Annotated in this window: 20 protein-coding genes; 9 read left to right on the plus strand and 11 right to left on the minus strand. The window is 64.8% G+C overall.

Annotation, left to right across the window (positions count from 1 at the left end):
* Window positions 1-3: 3 nt before the first annotated feature.
* The 8 genes from AC3IQ7_RS07335 to AC3IQ7_RS07370 all read right to left on the minus strand — a co-directional run bounded on the left by AC3IQ7_RS07335 (window position 4) and on the right by AC3IQ7_RS07370 (window position 8,214).
* Complete coding sequence (locus AC3IQ7_RS07335) at window positions 4-1,332, minus strand: MFS transporter (RefSeq protein ID WP_489208740.1); 1,329 nt, start codon at window positions 1,330-1,332, stop codon at window positions 4-6.
* Between the two features lie 26 nt (window positions 1,333-1,358).
* On the minus strand, window positions 1,359-2,207 hold the full coding sequence (locus tag AC3IQ7_RS07340; RefSeq protein WP_489208741.1) for a carbohydrate ABC transporter permease: 849 nt from the start codon (window positions 2,205-2,207) through the stop codon (window positions 1,359-1,361).
* Window positions 2,208-2,220: 13 nt separating this feature from the next.
* Window positions 2,221-3,093, minus strand: coding sequence for a carbohydrate ABC transporter permease (locus AC3IQ7_RS07345; protein WP_489208742.1), 873 nt, complete (start codon window positions 3,091-3,093; stop codon window positions 2,221-2,223).
* A gap of 4 nt (window positions 3,094-3,097) precedes the next feature.
* Window positions 3,098-4,357 carry an ABC transporter substrate-binding protein gene (locus AC3IQ7_RS07350; RefSeq protein WP_489208743.1) on the minus strand — a complete coding sequence of 420 codons (1,260 nt, stop codon included), beginning with the start codon at window positions 4,355-4,357 and terminating at the stop codon, window positions 3,098-3,100.
* A gap of 135 nt (window positions 4,358-4,492) precedes the next feature.
* Window positions 4,493-5,506, minus strand: coding sequence for an SIS domain-containing protein (locus AC3IQ7_RS07355; protein WP_071079063.1), 1,014 nt, complete (start codon window positions 5,504-5,506; stop codon window positions 4,493-4,495).
* Entirely contained in the window at window positions 5,496-6,608 is a 1,113-nt protein-coding gene (gene nagA, locus AC3IQ7_RS07360; RefSeq protein ID WP_489208744.1) for an N-acetylglucosamine-6-phosphate deacetylase, read from the minus strand. The genes AC3IQ7_RS07355 and nagA overlap by 11 nt, the downstream gene beginning before the upstream one ends.
* Window positions 6,605-7,339, minus strand: coding sequence for a GntR family transcriptional regulator (locus AC3IQ7_RS07365; RefSeq protein ID WP_070282815.1), 735 nt, complete (start codon window positions 7,337-7,339; stop codon window positions 6,605-6,607). The genes nagA and AC3IQ7_RS07365 overlap by 4 nt, the downstream gene beginning before the upstream one ends.
* Window positions 7,340-7,341: 2 nt before the next feature.
* Window positions 7,342-8,214 (minus strand): glucosamine kinase nucleotide-binding domain-containing protein, encoded by an 873-nt coding sequence (locus tag AC3IQ7_RS07370; protein ID WP_489208745.1) that lies wholly within the window; start codon window positions 8,212-8,214, stop codon window positions 7,342-7,344.
* Between the two features lie 348 nt (window positions 8,215-8,562).
* Between AC3IQ7_RS07370 and AC3IQ7_RS07375 the strand changes: the two genes are divergently transcribed.
* The 9 genes from AC3IQ7_RS07375 to bufB all read left to right on the plus strand — a co-directional run bounded on the left by AC3IQ7_RS07375 (window position 8,563) and on the right by bufB (window position 16,666).
* Window positions 8,563-8,850, plus strand: a complete 288-nt coding sequence (locus AC3IQ7_RS07375) for a hypothetical protein (protein ID WP_099379441.1) — start codon at window positions 8,563-8,565, stop codon at window positions 8,848-8,850.
* A gap of 230 nt (window positions 8,851-9,080) precedes the next feature.
* A complete protein-coding gene (locus AC3IQ7_RS07380; RefSeq protein ID WP_322427486.1) occupies window positions 9,081-9,605 on the plus strand; it encodes a hypothetical protein in 525 nt (174 codons plus the stop codon).
* A 51-nt stretch (window positions 9,606-9,656) separates the two neighbouring features.
* On the plus strand, window positions 9,657-11,291 hold the full coding sequence (locus tag AC3IQ7_RS07385; protein ID WP_489208746.1) for an AAA family ATPase: 1,635 nt from the start codon (window positions 9,657-9,659) through the stop codon (window positions 11,289-11,291).
* A 1-nt stretch (window position 11,292) separates the two neighbouring features.
* On the plus strand, window positions 11,293-11,994 hold the full coding sequence (locus AC3IQ7_RS07390; RefSeq protein ID WP_489208747.1) for a general secretion pathway protein GspB: 702 nt from the start codon (window positions 11,293-11,295) through the stop codon (window positions 11,992-11,994).
* A gap of 100 nt (window positions 11,995-12,094) precedes the next feature.
* Window positions 12,095-13,570: an alkaline phosphatase family protein gene (locus tag AC3IQ7_RS07395; protein ID WP_489208748.1), complete on the plus strand. Its 1,476-nt coding sequence runs from the start codon at window positions 12,095-12,097 to the stop codon at window positions 13,568-13,570.
* A gap of 94 nt (window positions 13,571-13,664) precedes the next feature.
* Window positions 13,665-14,201, plus strand: a complete 537-nt coding sequence (mobB, locus tag AC3IQ7_RS07400; protein WP_489208749.1) for a molybdopterin-guanine dinucleotide biosynthesis protein B — start codon at window positions 13,665-13,667, stop codon at window positions 14,199-14,201.
* 57 nt (window positions 14,202-14,258) lie between these two features.
* Window positions 14,259-14,459 carry a YjfB family protein gene (locus AC3IQ7_RS07405; RefSeq protein ID WP_489208750.1) on the plus strand — a complete coding sequence of 67 codons (201 nt, stop codon included), beginning with the start codon at window positions 14,259-14,261 and terminating at the stop codon, window positions 14,457-14,459.
* Window positions 14,460-14,723: 264 nt separating this feature from the next.
* Complete coding sequence (locus AC3IQ7_RS07410; RefSeq protein WP_489208751.1) at window positions 14,724-15,026, plus strand: BufA1 family periplasmic bufferin-type metallophore; 303 nt, start codon at window positions 14,724-14,726, stop codon at window positions 15,024-15,026.
* Between the two features lie 17 nt (window positions 15,027-15,043).
* Window positions 15,044-16,666 carry an MNIO family bufferin maturase gene (gene bufB, locus AC3IQ7_RS07415; protein WP_489208752.1) on the plus strand — a complete coding sequence of 541 codons (1,623 nt, stop codon included), beginning with the start codon at window positions 15,044-15,046 and terminating at the stop codon, window positions 16,664-16,666.
* Window positions 16,667-16,670: 4 nt separating this feature from the next.
* On the opposite strand, the gene AC3IQ7_RS07420 is transcribed toward bufB, so the two are convergent.
* The 3 genes from AC3IQ7_RS07420 to fumC form a co-directional block, all read right to left on the minus strand.
* Window positions 16,671-16,955 (minus strand): hypothetical protein, encoded by a 285-nt coding sequence (locus tag AC3IQ7_RS07420; RefSeq protein ID WP_489208753.1) that lies wholly within the window; start codon window positions 16,953-16,955, stop codon window positions 16,671-16,673.
* A gap of 124 nt (window positions 16,956-17,079) precedes the next feature.
* Window positions 17,080-17,301: an RNA-binding S4 domain-containing protein gene (locus tag AC3IQ7_RS07425; protein ID WP_035825476.1), complete on the minus strand. Its 222-nt coding sequence runs from the start codon at window positions 17,299-17,301 to the stop codon at window positions 17,080-17,082.
* A gap of 95 nt (window positions 17,302-17,396) precedes the next feature.
* Window positions 17,397-18,791: a class II fumarate hydratase gene (gene fumC, locus AC3IQ7_RS07430; protein ID WP_489208754.1), complete on the minus strand. Its 1,395-nt coding sequence runs from the start codon at window positions 18,789-18,791 to the stop codon at window positions 17,397-17,399.
* Window positions 18,792-18,823 lie beyond the last annotated feature (32 nt).

Consider the following 18,823-nt stretch of genomic DNA (forward strand, 5'->3'; position numbering starts at 1 on the left):
TTCCTAGCTTGCGCTGGCCGGCGCGGACGTGGCGCCGGCGTCAGCCTGGTCGGAGGGGGCCTTTGGTCCGATGCGCATGAAGCGCGACAGGATCAGGACGGGCACGGCCGACACCAGCACCCACAGGAAAAAGGTCTTGTAGCCGAGCGCCGTCTGGATGTCGCCGCTGATCATCTTGAACAGCACGAAGCCGAGCTGCATCACGCCGGTGGCGAACGCATAGTGGGCCGTCTGGTATTTGCCGACGGAAACCACTTGCATCATGAACAGGATCAGGCCGACGAAGCCGAAGCCGTAACCGAACATCTCCACGCTGAGCGCAGCCGTGATCAGGGTCAGGTCGGTCGGCATGCTGTGGCTCAGGTAATAGAACACCAGGTTTGGCAAGTTCATGGCCAGGATCAGAAAGAACATGGCGCGCTTCAGGCCCAGCCACGACGTGAAGTAGCCGCCGCCGATGCTGCCCAGCAGGAACGCGACGGTGCCGGCCGTGCCGTACACGGCGCCCACTTCCGTCGTCGACAGGCCCAGGCCGCCCAGTTCGCGCGCTTCGCGCAGGAACAGCGGGCCGATGGTCTGCACTTGCGCCTCGCCGGCGCGGAACAGGATGATGAAGGCGATCATGCCCCAGATGCCGGGCTTTTTCAGGAAATCGACCAGCACGTCCCACAGGGTGCGGCTGATGCCAGCCACGCTCTTGTCGGCCACGGCCGCGTTGCGCACCTGCGGCAGGGCCCACAGGTGGTAGGCGGCCAGCGACAGCATCATGGCGCCGATGATCAGGAAGATCACCGACCAGGCGGGCTTGATGCCGATTTTTTTCTCCAGGTAGCCGGCCAGGATCACCAGGCCGCCCAGCGAGATGAATTTGCCCGCGTTGAAGAAGGCGCCTTGCCAGCCCGCGTAGGCCGCCTGCTGCTTGTCCGACAGGCTGGCAATATACAGGCCGTCGCACACGATGTCGTGCGTCGACGAGGCCAGCGCGGCGACGAACAGCACGGCAATGCAGGCGGCAAACCACAGCGGCGTTTGCAGGGCCAGCGCGATCAGACCCAGGCTCAGGCCACCGAGGAACTGGAACAGCACCACCATGGTCTTCTTGCTCGACGCCAGCTCCAGGAAGGGACTCCACAGCGACTTGAAGACCCAGGCAAAGCCGATCAGGCCCGTCCAGCGGGCGATCTGGTCGTTCGGCACGCCCATGCTCTTGAACATCAGGCCGGCCACCAGGGCCACGGCGTAGAACGGCAGGCCCTGGGCGAAGTACAAGGTGGGCACCCAGGAAATCGGACTGCGTGCTTTCTTGCTGATGCTGATGCGCTGGTCGTGCATGGAGGCTTCCTTATCGAGAGACGTTTTCATTTGACTGCGCCGTCCATGCCGCGCATGAAGAAGCGTTGGGTAAACAGGAAGGCGAGCAGGGTTGGCACGATGGTGATCAGGGTGCCGGCCGCGATCACGCGCGTGCTGCTGCCGAAGGTGCCGCGCAAGTACAGCACGCCCACCGACAGGGGGAATTCATCGGGTTTGCTCATGACGATGGAGGGCCAGATGTATTCATTCCACGATTCGACGGCCGTCAGGATGCCGACGGTGGCCAGCCATGGCGTGATCAAAGGCAGCATGATGCGGCTGAAGATCACCCACTCGGAGGCGCCATCGACGCGCGCCGCGTCGATCAGGTCTTGCGGCACTTCCTCGAACGCCTGCTTGAGCAGCAAAATGGCCACGGCCGTCACCACGTTGGGCAGGATCACGCCCGTGTAGGTGTCGACCAGGCTCATTTGCGTGATGGTGATGAAGTTGACGAGGAAGTTCACTTCCGATGGCAGCACCAGCGTGGCCAGGATCAGGCCGAACACGAGTTTGCGGCCGCGGAATTTCAGGCGCGCCAGCGGATACGCGGCCAGTGAGCACAGCAGCAGTTTCCAGAACACGGTAAACACCGCGATCAGCACCGAGTTCCTGAAGAACGACCAGATCGGGATCGCCTTGAACACTTCGATGAAGTTGGCGAACGACGGCGCCTTTGGCCAGAAGGTGGGCGGAAAAGCAAAGATATTGCCTTCCGTGGAAATGGCCGTCACCAGGGTCCACCAGAACGGGAAGACGCAGACGACGGCGATCGCGCACAGCACGGCATAGTGGCCCGCATATTGGCCAAACAGCTGCAAGCGGGTTTTCAGGGAGCGGGAGCGGTTTTTCATGGTCATGCCCCTGTCAGCGGTGCTTGGGTTTGAGGTAGCGCAGGCACAGCAGGGCAATGCCGATGCAAAATAGGGACACGACGAAGCTGGCGGCCAGCGCGCGCGGCAGTTTCAAGTGTTTGAGGCCCTGGTCATACGCGTAGTACAGCGCCGTGAAGGTGGAATTCATCGGCCCGCCCTGCGTCAGCACGTCGACTTCCTGGTATGCCTTCAGGGCCGCCAGCATGGACAGGATGGAGCACAGCATGATGGTCGGGCGCAGCATCGGCACGGTGATCTTCCAGAAGCGCTGCCAGCGGTTGGCGCCATCGAGCATGGCCGCTTCCTGCATGTCTGACGGGATAGCTTGCAGCGCCGCCAGATACATCACCATGTACCAGCCCAGGCCGCGCCACAGGGTGACGAACATGACGGCAAACAGGGCCAGGCTGTCGTTCGACAGCCAGCCCACGGGCGCATTCACCAGTTTTAAGGTCATCATCACGTAGTTCAGCGCGCCCTGTTCGTGGAACATGAAGCCCCACATGATGCCGACCACGGAAACGGTGGTCACCACCGGCACGTAGAAGGCGGCGCGGAACAGGCGGATGCCGGGCAGGCGGTTGTTCACCAGCACGGCCAGCGTGATGGCGCCCACCTGCACGAAGGGCACCATCAGCAAAAACATCAGCGAGTTTTTCAAGCCCGAGACGAACATCTCGTTGTTGAAGATGTAGCGGAAGTTATCGAGGCCGACGAAGCGCGTCTCGCGTATCAGGCTGTAGTCGGTAAACGCCAGCACGGAGCCGTAGCCGACGGGCCAGAAGGAAAAGGCGGCCAGCAGCAGCAGGGCGGGGGCGAGGAACAGCCAGGCTTGCACGGTATGGCGGTGGGCGGGTTTCATCATGTCCTCAGTGGCGCGGCAGGGTGGCCAGCTTGCGGTTCCAGATGGCGACGGCCTGGTCCAGCGCCTGTTTCACATCCTGCTTGCCCGTCACGCCCGCTTCCACGGCTTTCACCAGCGAGCGGCGCAATTCGTCGTAGTCGTCGATGCCGGCCACGTACAGGGTGCGCGAGTGGCCCATCGACAGGGCGCCGGCGGCCACCGCCTTTTCGGCCGCGCCCGCGTTCTTCGGCGTGGCGAGGAAGAACGGGTCGGCCGCCGCTTTCACCGTGGTGGGGAAGACGCTGGCCTGGCGCGCGAAGGCCAGCTGGTTTTCGTCGTTTGTCAGGAAGCGCGCGAACTTGCCCACCGATGGCAACTGGCGCGCCGGCACGCCTTTCGGAATGGCGAAGTGCACCAGCCAGCCGCCGTCGGCGATGCCGGTGGGGCCCAGCGGCGCGGGCGCCACATCGGTGATGGCGTAGATATCTTTCGCATCGCCGCGGATGCGCTGCATGGCCGTCGGCGGCGCCAGCAGCATGCCCAGGCGGCCGCCCTTGTAGGCGTCGATCACGGCCGGGAAATTGTCTTCGGCGAACAGGCTTTCCTTCAGCAGGCCGCCCACTTTATAGGTGTCGGCCAGCTTTTGCACCAGTGCCACGTGCTGCGGCGAATTGAAGACGGCGCGGTTGTCGGTGATCACGGCCAGTCCCTGCTGCATGAACAGGCCGTCGATTTTCGACAGGGCGGGGGCGATGCCGGCCTTGCCCGTGCGTTGCGCGATCTGGCGTGCAAACGCCAGCTGTTCATCGAGGCTGGCGGGGCCGCGCGTGAGCCCCGCCTGCCTGAAAATGGCGGTATTGAAGGCGATCACCGCGACATTGCTGTACATGGGAAAACCGTAGGTGCCGCCCTTGAAGCGCAAGTCTGCCAGGGCGCTGGGAATGTAGCTGGCGCGCGCCTCCGCGATCAGGCCATCGACTTGTGTGAGCAAGCCGTCGCGCGCAAATTCGTCGGCCCAGGGCACGTTCAGGCTGACCAGCGCGGGCGGCGTGCCGGCCACGATGCGCGTGACCAGCTTGGTCTGGATGACGTCCCACGGGAAGTCGATCCATTCGATCTTGACGCCGGGATTCTGCGCCTCATAGCGCGCCACCACCGTATTGAAATACGGCGTGAACTTTGGCTTCATGCTGAAGGTCCAGAATTCGATTTTTTCGGCAGCCCATGCCTGCGGCGCGAGCATCCCCGCGCAGGCAACAACCGCCAACAGTCTCTTGATCGTCATTTTTATCCTGGAGCGCGAGGCTCCAATGTCCATGAGTCCGCGGCGCGGGTACATGCCCTTGCCGTCGCTTATATTCGGGTGCTGCTGCCGGCAGCGTCGCCCCGTGCCGGGGGCGGGACTGCCGGGTACTGCCTGTTAATTCGTCTTGGTGACCTTGCTCAGGTGACGCGGCGCATCCGGGTCCATGCCGCGCGCGGCAGACAGCTTGGCCGCCATCACGTAGAAGGACTGGATGGCGACGATCGGATCGAGGTCCGGCGTGGCCGCCACGGGCAGGGTCAGGTCGCGTTCGGCCACGTCGGCGGGGGCCGCCAGCAAGACCTTGGCGCCGCGGCCGCGCATCTCTGTGGCCAGTTGCAGCAGGCCGGCCTGGGTCGGGCCGCGCGTTGCAAAGATCAGCAGCGGGTAGCCGTCTTCGATCAGGGCCATCGGACCGTGCTTGATTTCGGCGCCGCTGAACGCTTCCGCCTGCAGGGCCGAGGTTTCCTTGAATTTCAGTGCCGCTTCCAGCGCCACGGGGAAGCTGATGCCGCGTCCCACGACCATGATGTTGCGGGCCGGGGCGAGCACGTCGATGGCGGGCGACCAGTCGACGCGGGTCGCTTCGAGCAGCGCTTCGGGCAGCGCTTCCAGGCCCGCCTGCAGCTCGGGGTCGTTCTGCCACTGGGCCACCATGCGCGCGCCGGCGACCAGGCTGGTGATGAAGCTCTTGGTGGCGGCGACGCTTTGTTCCTTGCCGGCGCGCAGGGGCATGGCCCATTCGGCGGCGTGCGCCAGCGGCGAATCGATGTCGTTGACGAGGGCCACGGTGGTGGCACCGCCGTCGCGGAAGTAGCGGATCGGCTCGACCACGTCAGGGCTCTGGCCCGATTGCGAGATCGAGATGGCCAAGGTGTCGCGCGTCACCAGCGGCGACTTGTTCAGCGTCACCAGCGACATCGGCAGGGACGCGACGACGCGGCCCAGGCGCGCCATGATCAGGTAAGCGACGTAGTTGCAGGCGTGGTCCGAGCTGCCGCGCGCGATGGTCAGCGCGGTCGAGAACGAGGTGCTCCTCAATTTGCGGCCCAGTTCCGCGTAGCGTTCCGTGTCGCTGGCCAGTTGCAGGGCGACGCATTCGGCGGCGGAAATGGCTTCTTTAAGCATCATTGAGGTCACAGATTTCTCCTTCTATATACACAGCTTTGAGTTTGAGATCGCGATCGAGTACCACCAGATCGGCGTAAGTACCGGGGGCCAGCCGGCCACGTTCTTCCAGGCCCAGGTAATCGGCGGCGTTGGTCGACACGCGCTTGGACGCATCGGCCAGGTCCAGTCCCAGTCCCACCAGGTTGCGCAGCGCCTGGTCCAGGGTCAGGGTGCTGCCCGCCAGGGTGCCGTCGGGCAGGCGCACGCCGCCCATGCATTTCTGCACGGCGTGGCGGCCCAGCATGTATTCGCCGTCCGGCATGCCGGTGGCGGCGGTGGAATCGGTGACGCAGTACAGGCGCGGGATGGCGCGCAGAGCCACCTTGATGGCGCCCGGATGCACGTGCAGCAGGTCGGGGATCAGTTCCGCGTATTCGGCGTGCGCCAGGGCGGCGCCGACCATGCCCGGCTCGCGGTGGTGCAGGCCGCTCATGGCGTTGAACAGATGCGTGAAACCCATGGCGCCGTGTTCCAGCGCGGCCACGCCGTCTTCATAGGAGCCGAGCGTGTGGCCGATCTGCACGCGCACGCCGGCATCGGCCAGTGCGCGCACCAGGTCCAGGTGGCCGGCGATTTCCGGCGCCACGGTGATGACGCGCAGCTTGGCCAGCGTTTGCAGGCGCTCGATCTCTGCCAGGTTGGCGGCGCGCGCATAGTTGGGCTGCGCACCGAGCTTGCCGGCATTGATGTATGGGCCTTCCAGGTGGGCGCCCAGCACGCGCGCCGTGTTCGGGCGGCGGTTGTTGGCGGCGATGCCGATGGCCGTCAGGGCCATGTCGATATCTTCCGGCGGCGCCGTCATGGTGGTGGCCAGCAGGCTGGTGGTGCCGTGGCGCGCATGGATGGCCGCGATGGTGTAGACGGCTTCACCGCCTTCCATGATGTCCTTGCCGGCGCCGCCATGCACGTGCAGGTCGATAAAGCCGGGCAAAATATAGTCGTCGCTGTTGTCCGACGGGTGGAGGGAATCGCCCGTGATGCTGTCGACCCGCTCGCTGAAGGCGATGGCGCCGTGGATCCAGCCGCCGGGGGTAAGGATATTGCCTTTGATAGTGCTGCTCATCTGCGCGACTCCGCTACGAATTCATAATAATCACTGCGGCAATACGAGTGGGTCAGTTCCACCGCTGCGCCGTTGTCGAGATAACTGACACGGGTGATGTGCAGCATGGCTTCACCCGTCTTGATATTGGCCAGCTTGGCCTGTTCCGCCGTCGCGTTGACGGCGCGGATATGCTGCAGCGCGCGCATCGGGATGGTGCCGCGCGACTCCAGGTAGCCGTACAGCGAATCGGTGACCTGCTGCGGATCCGGCATGTACAGGGCGGGGATGGTGGTCGTTTCGATCGCCATCACCACTTCGTCGGCCGTGCGCAGGCGGCGCAGGCGCGCCACCGGCATGTGCGGCGACAGGCCCAGCGACAGCAATTCCAGCGGCGCGGCCGCGCCGATGTCGCGCTGCAGCCAGCGCGAGCCGGCCGTAAAGCCACGTTGGCGCAATTCTTCCGAAAAGCTCGTCAGGCGCGACAGCGGCTGTTCCAGCTTCGGCGTGATGTAGGTGCCCGAGCCGCGCTTGCGCGTCAGCATGCCCCGGTCGCACAGCATGTCGATGGCCTTGCGCGCCGTGACGCGCGAGATTTCCAGGATGTCCGACAGCACGCGCTCGGAAGGCAAGGCCTGGTTGGCGCGCCAGTCGCCGCTGGCGATGCCGTCCGACAGCATGTTCGCCAGCTGCATGTAGAGCGGCGTGTCGCTGGCCGGATTGGGTTTGAAGGCGGACAGTTTGGCCAGCATGGTCATTGCTCCTGCAAGTGCTTGCGTATCAGGCGCAGACCGCCTGCGGCCGAGTCGCCCTGTGCCGGCACGACCAGTTTTAACAGTTCCTCCGGCAGGTAGCCCGACAAGGGCGCGGCCAGGCCGCCGCACAGGGCCACGGGCAAGGCGCCTGCCGGGTCGAGCGCCCTGGCGATGAGGGCGATCTGCTGGCCCGCAGCCGTCAGGATGCTGCGCGCCACGGCATTGCTGGCCGCGTGTTCGAGCACCAGGCGCGCCAGTTGCGCGAAATTGGTCTGGCTGGCGGCCGCCAGCCACACTTGCATGGCGTCGCGCTGGCCGCCGCAGGCGTCGATGATGGCCGTGGCGAAGGCGCTGCCGGGCACGCGCCCGTCAACCACTTGCTGCGCGTGGTTGATGGCGCGCATGCCGATCCAGGCGCCGCCCGCTTCGTCACCGGAGGGGAAGCCCCAGCCGCCCACTTCATGGCGGCTGCCGTCCGCGTGCAGCACTTCGCCCACGCTGCCCGTGCCGATGGCAACGATGGCGCCCGGCTGGCCCGCATGCGCGCCCAGCAGGGTGGTCAGGGCGTCGGATTCGAGCGCCACCAAGGCATAGCCGGGATTGTGTTCGACGAAGCTGGCGGCCCACTGCTTGTTGTGCACGCCGGCCAGGCCCAGGCCGATGGCCATGCGCTGCAACGATGGCTGTTCCAGTCCGGCGGCGCGGAAAGCCAGGGTGACGGCGTGCGCCACGGAGGTCCAGGCCCGTTCGATGCCCAGTCCCAGGCCGGATGGGCCGCTTTGTCCCTGCGCCAGTTCCTCGCCATCGAGGCGCGCCAGGCGTACGCGGGTTCCGCTGCCCCCGCCGTCGACGCCGATTATGTATTCGATCATGTTGTGCAGTCCCGCGTTTGGTTGAATGCGCCTGTCTCGGTTCTTTTATTTGTCGGGCGGCGAAAAAGCTGAAGGCACTATATTGTCGCCCAGATGGCTTGTCAACAGGTATTTAAGTGGTATTAACAAATGCGTTGCGCGATGCCGTGCCATGCCCGAGGGAGTGATTGCAAGTTGTTGTTAATAAAAGGATTTTTATGTGGGGCGAATGGTATTGAAATTGGCCTTGTTTAATGCCAATTTTTTCGGACTGGTCTGCGCCGCGCGCTGTGGTGTTGCTTGTGTGCATGCTTGGCAAGGGGCGCCATGAAGAGTAAAGTCCGCCTTTTACACCTGAGTTGGAAGAGCATGATGAACGACAAGGCAGCAAAGAGCGAGTACTGGGACGACTGGCAGCAAGAGGCGCTGGCCGCCGGCGTGTCGGCGCCGCTGGCTAAGCTGGGCATGGAAATGATGCGCACGCACCGCAAGAACCGCTGGCCGAAGGATTTCCTGGGCCGCGAAAGCGATGGTCCGGTCATGATCGAAATGTGCCTGGAAGACGAGGCCGAAACGGAATTGTTCTTTATCGAGAACCTGTATCCCTACGATACGGAGCTGATCGAAAAGACGCGCCGCCGCCTGTGCCTGCACTGAGTGTGCGCTGACGCGTGACTGGAACGGCCGCCCTGTGCGGCCGTTTTGCTTTTCGGGTGGCATTTTCATGGGGGAGTGTCATAATGGCCCAGGCATTTTCGCCCAGGTATGGAGTAGATAATGAGCAAGGCACAGGACAGCAAGAAGGAAGCCAAGAAGGAACCGGCCAAGACCATGAAGGAAAAGAAGGAAGCCAAGAAGGTCAAGAAAGAAGAGCGCAAGCGCTGATCATGCGCCTGCGTCGCTTACTGTCGCGCCCGTGGCGTGCGCCGGCCCTGCTGGCGGCGTTCGCCCTGCTGGCCCTGGGTACGCCCATGTCCGGCGTGCTGGCGCAGCAAAAGCCGCCGCCGTCCACGTTCGGGCAAGTGGTGGGCAATGCCGTGCTGTGCATCGACCAGATCGACAACAAGGCCTTTTATGCCTATCTGCTGACGGCTTTCGGCCCCGCCTACAAGCATGAAGGGGGCGCCTACTGGTTCCGCACGGACGCCACCTTGTGGGGCGCGCCGATTACCGACGTCATCGTCAGCGACGACACCAGTCCCCTCGTCTTCATGGGCGTGGTGGCGGACTCGACACCGGAAAAGCTGGAACCGGCCATCCGCGGCGTGTCGGGCCTGCGTTTCAATAAACTCGACAATTCCGCCTTTCCTGTCCGTGGTTCCGTGCCTGGCAGTAAAATCGTCTACTTTCGCAGCAAGGCGAAAGTGTATTGCGCCAAATACAAGCCGTTGCCGCCCGCCCGCACCCGATGAGGGGTTCGGCTTGCCGCCGCGCATTTTGATCGTTTCATCCGCAGGGTCTCCATGTACACGCACTATTTCCAGCTCAAGCAATCGCCGTTCTCGATCGCCCCCGATCCGCGCTACCTGTTCATGAGCGAACGCCACCGCGAAGCGCTGGCGCATTTGCTGTATGGCGTGGGCAGCGGCGGCGGCTTCGTGCTGCTGACGGGGGAAATCGGCGCCGGCAAGACCACCGTGTGCCGCTGCTTCATGGAGCAGATTCCGGAAAACTGCCAGCTCGCGTATATCTTCAATCCGAAACTGTCCGTCGAGGAATTGCTGCTGTCGATCTGCGAGGAATTCCGCATCGCCCTGGCGCCCGGCGTGGCCAGCGTGAAAGGCTATGTCGACGCCATCAATGCGCACTTGCTGGCCAGCCATGCGCAGGGCAAGAACAATGTGCTGATCATTGACGAAGCGCAAAACCTGTCCGCCGCCGTGCTGGAGCAATTGCGCTTGCTGACCAACCTGGAGACGAGCGAGCGCAAGCTGCTGCAGATCATTCTCATCGGCCAGCCGGAATTGCGCGCCATGCTGGCCCGGCCCGAGCTGGAACAGTTGGCGCAGCGCGTCATCGCCCGCTATCACCTCGGTTCGCTGACGGCGGACGAGACGGCCAGCTACATCCGCCACCGCCTGGCCGTGGCGGGCAGCACGGCGCAGACACCGTTCGCGCCGCGTTTGATGGCGCACATCCATGCCTTGAGCAAGGGAGTGCCGCGCCGCATCAACCTGTTGTGCGACCGCGCGCTGCTGGGCGCCTACGTGGAAAACCAGCCGCAGGTGACGCGTCAGATCCTGCGCCGCGCCGCCGAGGAAGTGTTTGCGGAAGAGGGCACGCCGGTTGCCGGACGGGGCCTGCGCTGGCCACACGTGGCCGGTGGCGTGCTGGCCGGCGCGCTGGTCACGGCCGCGCTGGCCTGGCATTTCATGCCGTCCCCGTCCGCCGTGCCTGCTGTACCTGTCTTGGCCGCCTCCGTGCCGGCCGCCTCCGCCGTGGTGGCTGCCGCCGCATCCGTGCCCGCACCGGTCAGCGTGCCGGACCGCAACGCCGTGCTGCGCCAGCTGGCCGCCCTGTGGGGCGAGCAGTTGCCGGCCGGCGACGCTTGCCAGGCGGGCGCCCGCGCCGGCCTGCGCTGCCTGCACAGCCGGGGCGGCATCGCCGAGCTGCGCGTGCTGGACCGTCCCGCCCTGCTGACCCTGCGCGACGGGGAGGGGCGGGAACAGCTGGCGCTGCTGACGCGCTTGCAGGACGAAATGGCCACCTTGATGCTGGACGGCAAGCAGCAAAGCCTGCCGCTGGCCCAGCTGGCGCAGCGCAGCGATGGCGGTTTCACGACCTTCTGGCGGGCCCCGCGCAGCTGGCGCGACGAGGTGCCGCTGGGCGCACGCGGCGCCGACGTGGACTGGCTGGCGCAGCGCCTGGCGCAACAGCGGGGCTTGCCTGCGCCGGCCGCCAATCTGCCGCTTGATGCCGAGATGCAAGGCCAGCTGCGGGCTTTCCAGCAAAGCCAGAACCTGCGGGCCGATGGCCTGGCGGGCCCGAAAACGTACATACGCCTGATGCAGCTGGGCGATAACACGGAGCCGCGCCTGAGCAGCGCAGCTCCTGCCGTGGCGGCGCCCGCTGCGACGGCGATGGTGGCGGGGAAATAAGATGTCCTACATACTTGAAGCACTGAAAAAATCGCAAGCCGAGCGCCAGCTGGGCGAGCTGCCGTCGATCCACGCACCGCAAGTGCAGCTGCATGATGCCGCCGCGTCCGGCGCGTCGCGGCGCGCCCCCGTCTGGCTGGCGCTGGGCGGCGTGACGGTAGTCGTGGCGGCCGCATTGCTGCTGTGGCAGCCTTGGCAGGCGGTGGCCACGGCACCTGCGGCGATTGCTGTCGTTCCAGCCGTGCTGGCCCAGGCTGTGCCCGCGCCGATGCCAGCAGCTGCACCACCGGCGGCCCCCGCACCTGCGCCGCTTCTTGTTGCGCAAGTCACGCCCGTGCCGCCGGCGGCCACCGCCGCGCCCGTGCACCATGCCAGGCCCGTGCCGGAACCGAAGCAGGAGTCGCCCGGTCAGGCCGCGCCGTCTGTCCCCGCTCCGGCTCCTGCCGTGCCCGTACCTGCGCTTGCAGCGGAAGAGAGCGTGCCCGGCATGCGCGACTTGCCCGAGCCGATACAGCGGCAAATCCCCGCGGTCGCCATCGGCGGCTATATCTATTCGAAGAATCCGGCCGACCGACTGCTGCTGATCGACAAGGTCTTGCGCCACGAAGGCGAGGAGCTGGCGCCCGGCCTGGTACTGGAAAAGTTGCAGCCGAAAGCGGCTATCTTCAGTTTCAAGGGCTACCGCTACCGCGTGCCGTATTGAGTTGTTGCGTATCAAGGTCATGCCGCCATAGCTGAACCATACTGGCGGGGCCTGGTCGAACCAGGGGCGCTGCGACCGTGTGCGCGGCCGGGGAGGTCCGATGATTGCTGCCGCTGCTGCTGGCGAGGGTGTGCTTGATGCGCATGGCTTGGGGAACCTGGCGCGCATCGACCATATCGTCGTGCTGATGATGGAAAACCGCTCGTTCGACCACATGCTTGGCTACCTGAGCCTGGAAGGCGGGCGCGCCGACATCGACGGCTTGCAGGCCAGCCATGCCAACGTGCATGCGGGCGTCAGTTACCCCGTGCACCATTTGCGGCGCACGGCCTTTTGCCCGCAGCAAGACCCGTCGCATACGGGCATGTCGGTGGCGCAGCAATTGCAAAACAATAACGGCGGCTTCATCGACGACTATGCGCAAACGCATCCGGGCGACCCCGACATCGACCTGGTGATGGGCTACTACAATGGGGCCGACTTGCCCATGTACGATTTCCTGGCGCGGGAGTTCTGTGTCTGCGACCGCTGTTTCAGCTCCGTGCCGGGCGCCACCTGGCCCAACCGCCTGTATGCGGTCAGCGGCAAGGCGGCCGGCAGCAAGGATAGCAAGCGCGTGCCCCTGTATGCGAACAAGTCCTTCGTGCGCCACCTCGAGCGGGCCCAGGTCAGCTGGAAATTTTATTCCGCCTGGAAGCCCTGGAGCCTGGCGCTGACGGACGATCACTACCGCTCGTCCGAGCTGTACGAACCGTTTGGCTCCAGCGCCCGCCGCTATGGCTTCATCGGCGATGCGCTGGCGGGCACCTTGCCTTCCGTCAGCTGGATCGATCCGCATTTTTTTGAGAATGACGACCATCCGCCGGCCGATATCCGCGCCGGCCAGGCGCTGGTGGCGCAGGTCTACCAGGCCCTGTCGCGCGGCCCGGCCTGGGCGCGCACCTTGCTCATCCTCAGCTATGACGAGCACGGCGGCTTTTTCGACCATGTGCCGCCTGGCGCCGCCATCGACGACGATCCCGCGTTTCGCCGCTACGGCGTGCGCGTGCCCATGCTGTTGGTGTCGCCGCTGATCGCGCCGGGCAGTGTCAGTCACGAGGTGGTCGATCACACGTCGATCATTAAAACTATCTTGCAGCGCTTTTGCCGCGCCGCCGATGGCGCCTTGCCCCAGATGGGCGCGCGCGTGGCGGCCGCCAGCGGCCTGGGCGCCGTGCTGACCCTGGCGCAAGCGCGCGCGGCGCCCGCCGTGCCCGCTGCTGTGCTGGCGCAGCGGGCCGCATGGGAGGCGGAGGTGCGGGCGCAGGATTTTTCCCCGCTGGCGTCCGCCTGCCCGCCCGATGGCGAGCTGGCCGCCGCTGCCGCCATCCCTTTCCAGTCCGATGCGGAGGCGGGCGCGATCGCCGCGCACCGGCAAGTGGCGCGCAGGGCCAGGAATGCGCAGGCGGTGAATAATAAAACGGCGAATAAAACCGCGGGAACGACAGCGCCGAAGTCCACAGGCCGGCGCCGGCGGCAGGGCGCCAAGCCGGCGCCCTTTGGTGACCGGAATGGGGGAAAACCCGGCAGCGCTTGACTTGGGTGATGAGCTGGGCAATGTGCGGCGCTGCGCCAGGCGGTCGCGCCCGTGGGGCTGCGTATAATCATTCCTTCTCAATCAAGGAGTGACCATGCACGATGCGATGCCCGCACACCCGGTACTCGGTGTGATCGGCCGTTCCGGTAGCGGCAAGACGACCCTGCTGGAATTTGTGGTGAAGGAACTGGCGGCGCGCGGCTTGCGCGTCAACCTGGTCAAGCACAGCCACCATGACCTGGCGCTGGAACCGCCGCAAAAAGACAGCGCCCGCCTGCGCCTGGCCGGGGCGGCGGAAGTGCTGGTGGCGTCGCCGTACCGTTTTGCCATCGTGCATGAGCTGCGCGGGGCGCCGGAACCGAGCCTGGCGCAGCAATTGTCCCGCATGGGGCCGGCAGACCTGACCCTGGTCGAAGGTTTCAAGACGGACCCCATCCCCAAGCTGGAAGTGTTCCGCCCGGAAGTGGGGCAGGCACCCCTATATCCGCATGACCCGCATGTGATCGCCGTGGCGTCCGACAGCCCGGCGCCGGCCGATTTGCGCGAGGGCGTGCAATGGCTGGACTTGAATGCGCGCGAGCACGTGCTGGCCTGGCTGCTGCTGCAGTTGGAAAATAAGCAGGAAAAATAAGCTAAAGGTTTGCCGGCGGCATCCGTTAACAAGGGTAGAACCTCATTGGAGAAACGTATGGACGTCGGAAGCATTGCTCAACTGTCAACCACGATGGCGGAGACAGGCACGCGGCAAGCCGTCGGCTTGACTGTCCTGAAAAAAGCCCAGGATATCCAAAGCTCGACTGCCACGGCCTTGCTGGCGGCGTTGCCACCGGTACAGTCGGCGCCCAGCCTGCCGGCTCACCTCGGCAGCCGCATCAACACGACCGCCTGAGCGCAGTCCCGCGGCGCCAGCCTGGCGCTCGCACTACTTACGCCCACACCACCGTCATCGACGGTGGCGAGTAGGCGTTTTTGTCTGCCTTTTTGCTTCCTTTTCGCCTTCCTTCCCGCCTGTGTAAGTTGACTAATTGACCATGGTTCGCCATGGCGCGGCCGATTCAGTAAAATGACGTCCATGACCTCGCGTTGCCCCATGGCGCAACATGGGGCGTGCCGTGACTTATCGATTACTTTGACCCAAGCAAGAGGAATCACCATGAACAAACGCCAAGCTCTCATCGCCGCCGCCCTCGCGGGCCTCTGTGCCGGCACTGCCATCAACGCGGCCGCGCACGATGGTCCCGCTCCTGGCGACAAGGAAAAATGCTATGGCGTGGCCAAGGCAGGGCAGAACGATTGCGCCTCGTCCGATGGCGCGCATTCCTGCGCGGGCCAGGCGGAGGCGGACAACCTGCCGACCGAATGGACTTATGTTGCCAAGGGCACGTGCGAGCAGGCGGGCGGCTCCGTCAAGCCCATCAAGGCCGGCAAGGCTGCAAAACCGGCCACGCAGCCCTAAGCGTCCGCCGCCTGCCCATGCCGCCGCCCATCCAGGCGCTTGCCGGCGTCGGCCTGCGCGCCGCGCACTACCGCGACTTCCTGGCGCGCCGTCCCAAGGTGGGCTGGCTGGAAGTGCACACTGAAAATTATCTGCAGTCGTCGGGCTGGGATAATCATATGCTGCAAGCCCTGCGCCAGGATTACCCTATCAGCCTGCATGGCGTGGGCCTGGGCTTGGGTTCCGCGCGCGGCTTTTCCGAAGCCCATTTGCAGCGCGTGCGCGCCGTGGCCGAGCGCATCGAGCCGGCCCTCGTGTCGGAACACCTGAGCTGGGGCGCCGTGGCGCAGCAGCAACTCAATGATCTGTTGCCGCTGGCCTTGAATGGCGCCGCCCTGGATTTGCTGTGCGCAAGAGTTGGGAGGGTGCAGGATGTGCTGAAAAGGCCGATCTTGCTGGAAAATGTCTCCACTTACCTGCGTTTTGCCGACGATGCCATGAGCGAGGCGCAATTCCTGGCGGAGCTGGCGCGCCGCAGCGGCTGTGGCCTGCTGCTCGATATCAATAATCTGTATGTGAACCAGTGCAACCACGGCGAAGACGCCTTGACGGCCATGCAGTCCATTGCACCGGGCAGCGTGGGCGAGCTGCACCTGGGGGGCCACCTGCAGACGCCGCATGCCGTGATCGACCACCATGGCGCCGCCGTGGCCGAGCCCGTCTGGGATTTGTATGCGGCCGCCTTGCAGCGCTTTGGCGCCATGCCTACCCTGGTCGAATGGGATACGGATTTGCCCACCCTCGATATCCTGCTGGGCGAAGCGGACAAGGCGCAAGCCATGCTGGCGCGCCATGCGCCGCAAGCGCCATGGCAGGGAGCGATGCTGCCGTCCCCGCCGCCGCCCGTGTCGTTTGACGCGCTGGCGGCCGGCCAGCAAGCATTTGCCACGGCCTTGCTGGATGCTGAGGCCACATTGCCAGCGTTCGCGGGAGAATCGGTGCCGCAGCGTTTTTCACTGTACCGCGGCAATGCGAGTGCCACCTGGCGCCGCACCCTGGGCTACGCCTATCCCGTCGTGCTGGCGCTGGTGGGCGAGGCATTCTTTGCTGGCCTGGCACGCGCGTATGGCCGCCAGTATCCGTCGGATAGCGCGGATTTGAATGAGTTTGGCGCCCGTTTCGCCGATTTTCTGACCAGTTTTCCGCCTGTGGCCGACTTGCCGTATCTGCCGGACATGGCGCGCCTGGAATGGGCCGTGCACCTGGCGCATTACGCGGCCGATGCGCAGGGCCTGGCGCCCGAGGCGCTGGCCGCCCTGCATCCCGATCAACTGGAAGCGCGGCGTTTCCGCTTGCATCCCGCTTGCGCCTTGCTGGCGTCCAGCTGGCAAGTGGCGGCCCTGTGGCAGGCGCATCAGGAAGGTGAGGGAAAGGGAAGGTTTCCGCAGGAGATGCAGGTGGACAGCTATGCGCTGGTATGCAGGACGCGCTGGAAGGCGCAGGTACTGGTACTGGATGCGGCCGCGCACGCAGCCTTGCTGGCCTTGCAGCAGGGCCAGACGTTTGGCGCCGCGCTCGATGCGGCATTCGAGCTGGACCCGGCATTCGACCTGGCCGCGCATTTGCGCCAGTGGCTGGCGCATGCGGTATTGACGGCGTGACGGCTTATTCGAAGGCCCGCAGCAGGCGCGCTTCGCCCGTCTGATCGCTGTACAGGGCATTCGCGGCCAGGGTGGCGTCCATCATGCGCGTCACTTGCTCCTCTTCAAAGCGGGCCAGTTCGGCCGTGGCCGCGACGAGGGCCAGTTCCAGCCTGGCGCGCGCGCTCTGGTACAGGCTGCTGGTGTATTTGTCTGTGTTACGCAGCAATTCTTCCGCGTTTTCTATTACCTGGCGCAAGTCGCCGATCAGGCGTTCCTGGCTGCGCGTACCTTGTTCGGGCTGGTCCATGGCGCTCCCCTTCTGCAATCGATATTTATCTGACAATAACGACATGTTGCAGCTTGATCCAGGCAGCCGGCTGGCAGCGGTGCTGGCTGGACGCATGGGGCCGCTTTCGCGCCCCATGCCGGCATCACACGGGAGCGACGACCGTGATACGGATATCGCCCACGCTGACGACCTGGCCGGCGCGGATCTTGGCGGTCTTGCGCAATTCCTTCTTGCCATCGACCTTCACCACGCCGCTATCGACCATGACCTTGCCTGCGCCACCGCTGTCGCACAGGCCGACCAGCTTCAACAGCTGGTTCAGCTCGACGAACTCGGATGTTAAATCAAAGCTTACTTTTTGCATTGTATCCCTTATTGCAATGATGTGTTTTCAACACTTGATGACGACCTCAACTAACTCATAGTTTACCTGAAGCCGCCAGCAATGCAGGGTGGAAGTCAGCTTTTGTTGGGCCGCGTCATCTCCAGGGGCACGATCCACGCACCGAATTGCTCTTCCGTCACAAAGCCCAGGGCCAGCGCCGCTTCCTTCAAGGTCGTGCCTTCGTGCTGGGCCTGCTTGGCGATTTGCGCCGCCTTGTCGTAGCCGATGTGCGGCGCCAGCGCCGTGACCAGCATCAAGGAACGCTCCATCAGGTCGGCGATGCGACCACGGTTCGGTTCGATGCCGTGCGCGCAATGCTCGTCGAAGCTGCGCATGCCATCGCCCAGCAGGCGCGCGCTTTGCAGGAAGTTGTGTGCAATCAATGGCTTGAAGACGTTCAGCTCGAAATTGCCCGAGGCGCCGCCCACCGTGATGGCGACGTCGTTGCCGAAGACCTGGCAGCACAGCATGGTCAGCGCTTCGCACTGGGTAGGATTGACCTTGCCCGGCATGATGGAGCTGCCCGGCTCGTTTTCGGGGATGGTGATTTCACCGAGGCCGGAACGGGGGCCGGACGCCATCCAGCGCACGTCGTTGGCTATTTTCATCAGGGCCGTGGCCAGGGTTTTCAGTGCGCCATGGGCGGCGACCAGGGCGTCGTGGGCGGCCAGGGCGGCGAACTTGTTGCTGGCCGTCTCGAAAGGCTGGCCCGTCAGGCGCGCCAGCTCGGCCGCGATGCGGCCGGCAAATTCCACGTGGGCATTCAAACCTGTGCCCACGGCCGTGCCGCCGGCGGCCAGTTGCAGCAGCGGCGGCAACGATGCCGTGATGATGTGCTCGGCAAAGTCCAGCTGTGCCACGTAGCCGGAAAATTCCTGGCCCAGGGTCAACGGCGTCGCATCCTGCAAATGGGTGCGGCCGATCTTGACGATGTCGGCAAATTCCGTGGCTTTCGCATCGAGCGTGGCGCGCAGCTGGCGCAGCGGCGGCAAGACCGTGTTGGCAACGGCCAGGGCGGCGGCCACGTGGATTGCGGTGGGAAATATATCGTTCGAGGACTGGCCCAGGTTGACGTCGTCGTTCGGGTGCAGCAGGCGCTCTTCTCCCCGCAATCCGCCGATCAGCTCGGAACCGCGGTTGGCCAGCACTTCGTTCATGTTCATATTGCTTTGCGTGCCAGAACCCGTCTGCCAGACGGCCAGCGGAAATTCTGCGTCGTGCTTGCCGGCCAGCACTTCGTCGGCGGCCTGCGTGATGGCAACGGCCTTCTTGCCGTCTAGTAAGCCCAAGTCCAGGTTGACGTGGGCGGCCGCCCGCTTGACGGTGGCCAGGGCGGCGATCAGTTCGGGCGGCATCTTTTCCGTGGAGATATGGAAGTGCTCAAGCGAGCGCTGCGTTTGCGCTCCCCACAGCCGGTCGGCGGGTACGTCGATCGGGCCGAAACTGTCGCGTTCGATTCTGCTACTCATGGCATCCCTTTCATCGATGGAGGTGGATCGAG

The organism is Janthinobacterium sp. GL_088 (genome assembly GCF_057837845.1).

Excerpts from the sequence above, each read along its gene's own strand:
- AC3IQ7_RS07335 (WP_489208740.1), bottom strand. The coding sequence starts at position 1,332 with ATGCACGACCAGCGCATCAGCATCAGCAAGAAAGCACGCAGTCCGATT.
- AC3IQ7_RS07340 (WP_489208741.1), bottom strand. The coding sequence starts at position 2,207 with ATGAAAAACCGCTCCCGCTCCCTGAAAACCCGCTTGCAGCTGTTTGGC.
- AC3IQ7_RS07345 (WP_489208742.1), bottom strand. The coding sequence starts at position 3,093 with ATGATGAAACCCGCCCACCGCCATACCGTGCAAGCCTGGCTGTTCCTC.
- AC3IQ7_RS07350 (WP_489208743.1), bottom strand. The coding sequence starts at position 4,357 with ATGACGATCAAGAGACTGTTGGCGGTTGTTGCCTGCGCGGGGATGCTC.
- AC3IQ7_RS07355 (WP_071079063.1), bottom strand. The coding sequence starts at position 5,506 with ATGATGCTTAAAGAAGCCATTTCCGCCGCCGAATGCGTCGCCCTGCAA.
- nagA (WP_489208744.1), bottom strand. The coding sequence starts at position 6,608 with ATGAGCAGCACTATCAAAGGCAATATCCTTACCCCCGGCGGCTGGATC.
- AC3IQ7_RS07365 (WP_070282815.1), bottom strand. The coding sequence starts at position 7,339 with ATGCTGGCCAAACTGTCCGCCTTCAAACCCAATCCGGCCAGCGACACG.
- AC3IQ7_RS07370 (WP_489208745.1), bottom strand. The coding sequence starts at position 8,214 with ATGATCGAATACATAATCGGCGTCGACGGCGGGGGCAGCGGAACCCGC.
- AC3IQ7_RS07375 (WP_099379441.1), top strand. The coding sequence starts at position 8,563 with ATGATGAACGACAAGGCAGCAAAGAGCGAGTACTGGGACGACTGGCAG.
- AC3IQ7_RS07380 (WP_322427486.1), top strand. The coding sequence starts at position 9,081 with ATGCGCCTGCGTCGCTTACTGTCGCGCCCGTGGCGTGCGCCGGCCCTG.
- AC3IQ7_RS07385 (WP_489208746.1), top strand. The coding sequence starts at position 9,657 with ATGTACACGCACTATTTCCAGCTCAAGCAATCGCCGTTCTCGATCGCC.
- AC3IQ7_RS07390 (WP_489208747.1), top strand. The coding sequence starts at position 11,293 with ATGTCCTACATACTTGAAGCACTGAAAAAATCGCAAGCCGAGCGCCAG.
- AC3IQ7_RS07395 (WP_489208748.1), top strand. The coding sequence starts at position 12,095 with ATGATTGCTGCCGCTGCTGCTGGCGAGGGTGTGCTTGATGCGCATGGC.
- mobB (WP_489208749.1), top strand. The coding sequence starts at position 13,665 with ATGCACGATGCGATGCCCGCACACCCGGTACTCGGTGTGATCGGCCGT.
- AC3IQ7_RS07405 (WP_489208750.1), top strand. The coding sequence starts at position 14,259 with ATGGACGTCGGAAGCATTGCTCAACTGTCAACCACGATGGCGGAGACA.
- AC3IQ7_RS07410 (WP_489208751.1), top strand. The coding sequence starts at position 14,724 with ATGAACAAACGCCAAGCTCTCATCGCCGCCGCCCTCGCGGGCCTCTGT.
- bufB (WP_489208752.1), top strand. The coding sequence starts at position 15,044 with ATGCCGCCGCCCATCCAGGCGCTTGCCGGCGTCGGCCTGCGCGCCGCG.
- AC3IQ7_RS07420 (WP_489208753.1), bottom strand. The coding sequence starts at position 16,955 with ATGGACCAGCCCGAACAAGGTACGCGCAGCCAGGAACGCCTGATCGGC.
- AC3IQ7_RS07425 (WP_035825476.1), bottom strand. The coding sequence starts at position 17,301 with ATGCAAAAAGTAAGCTTTGATTTAACATCCGAGTTCGTCGAGCTGAAC.
- fumC (WP_489208754.1), bottom strand. The coding sequence starts at position 18,791 with ATGAGTAGCAGAATCGAACGCGACAGTTTCGGCCCGATCGACGTACCC.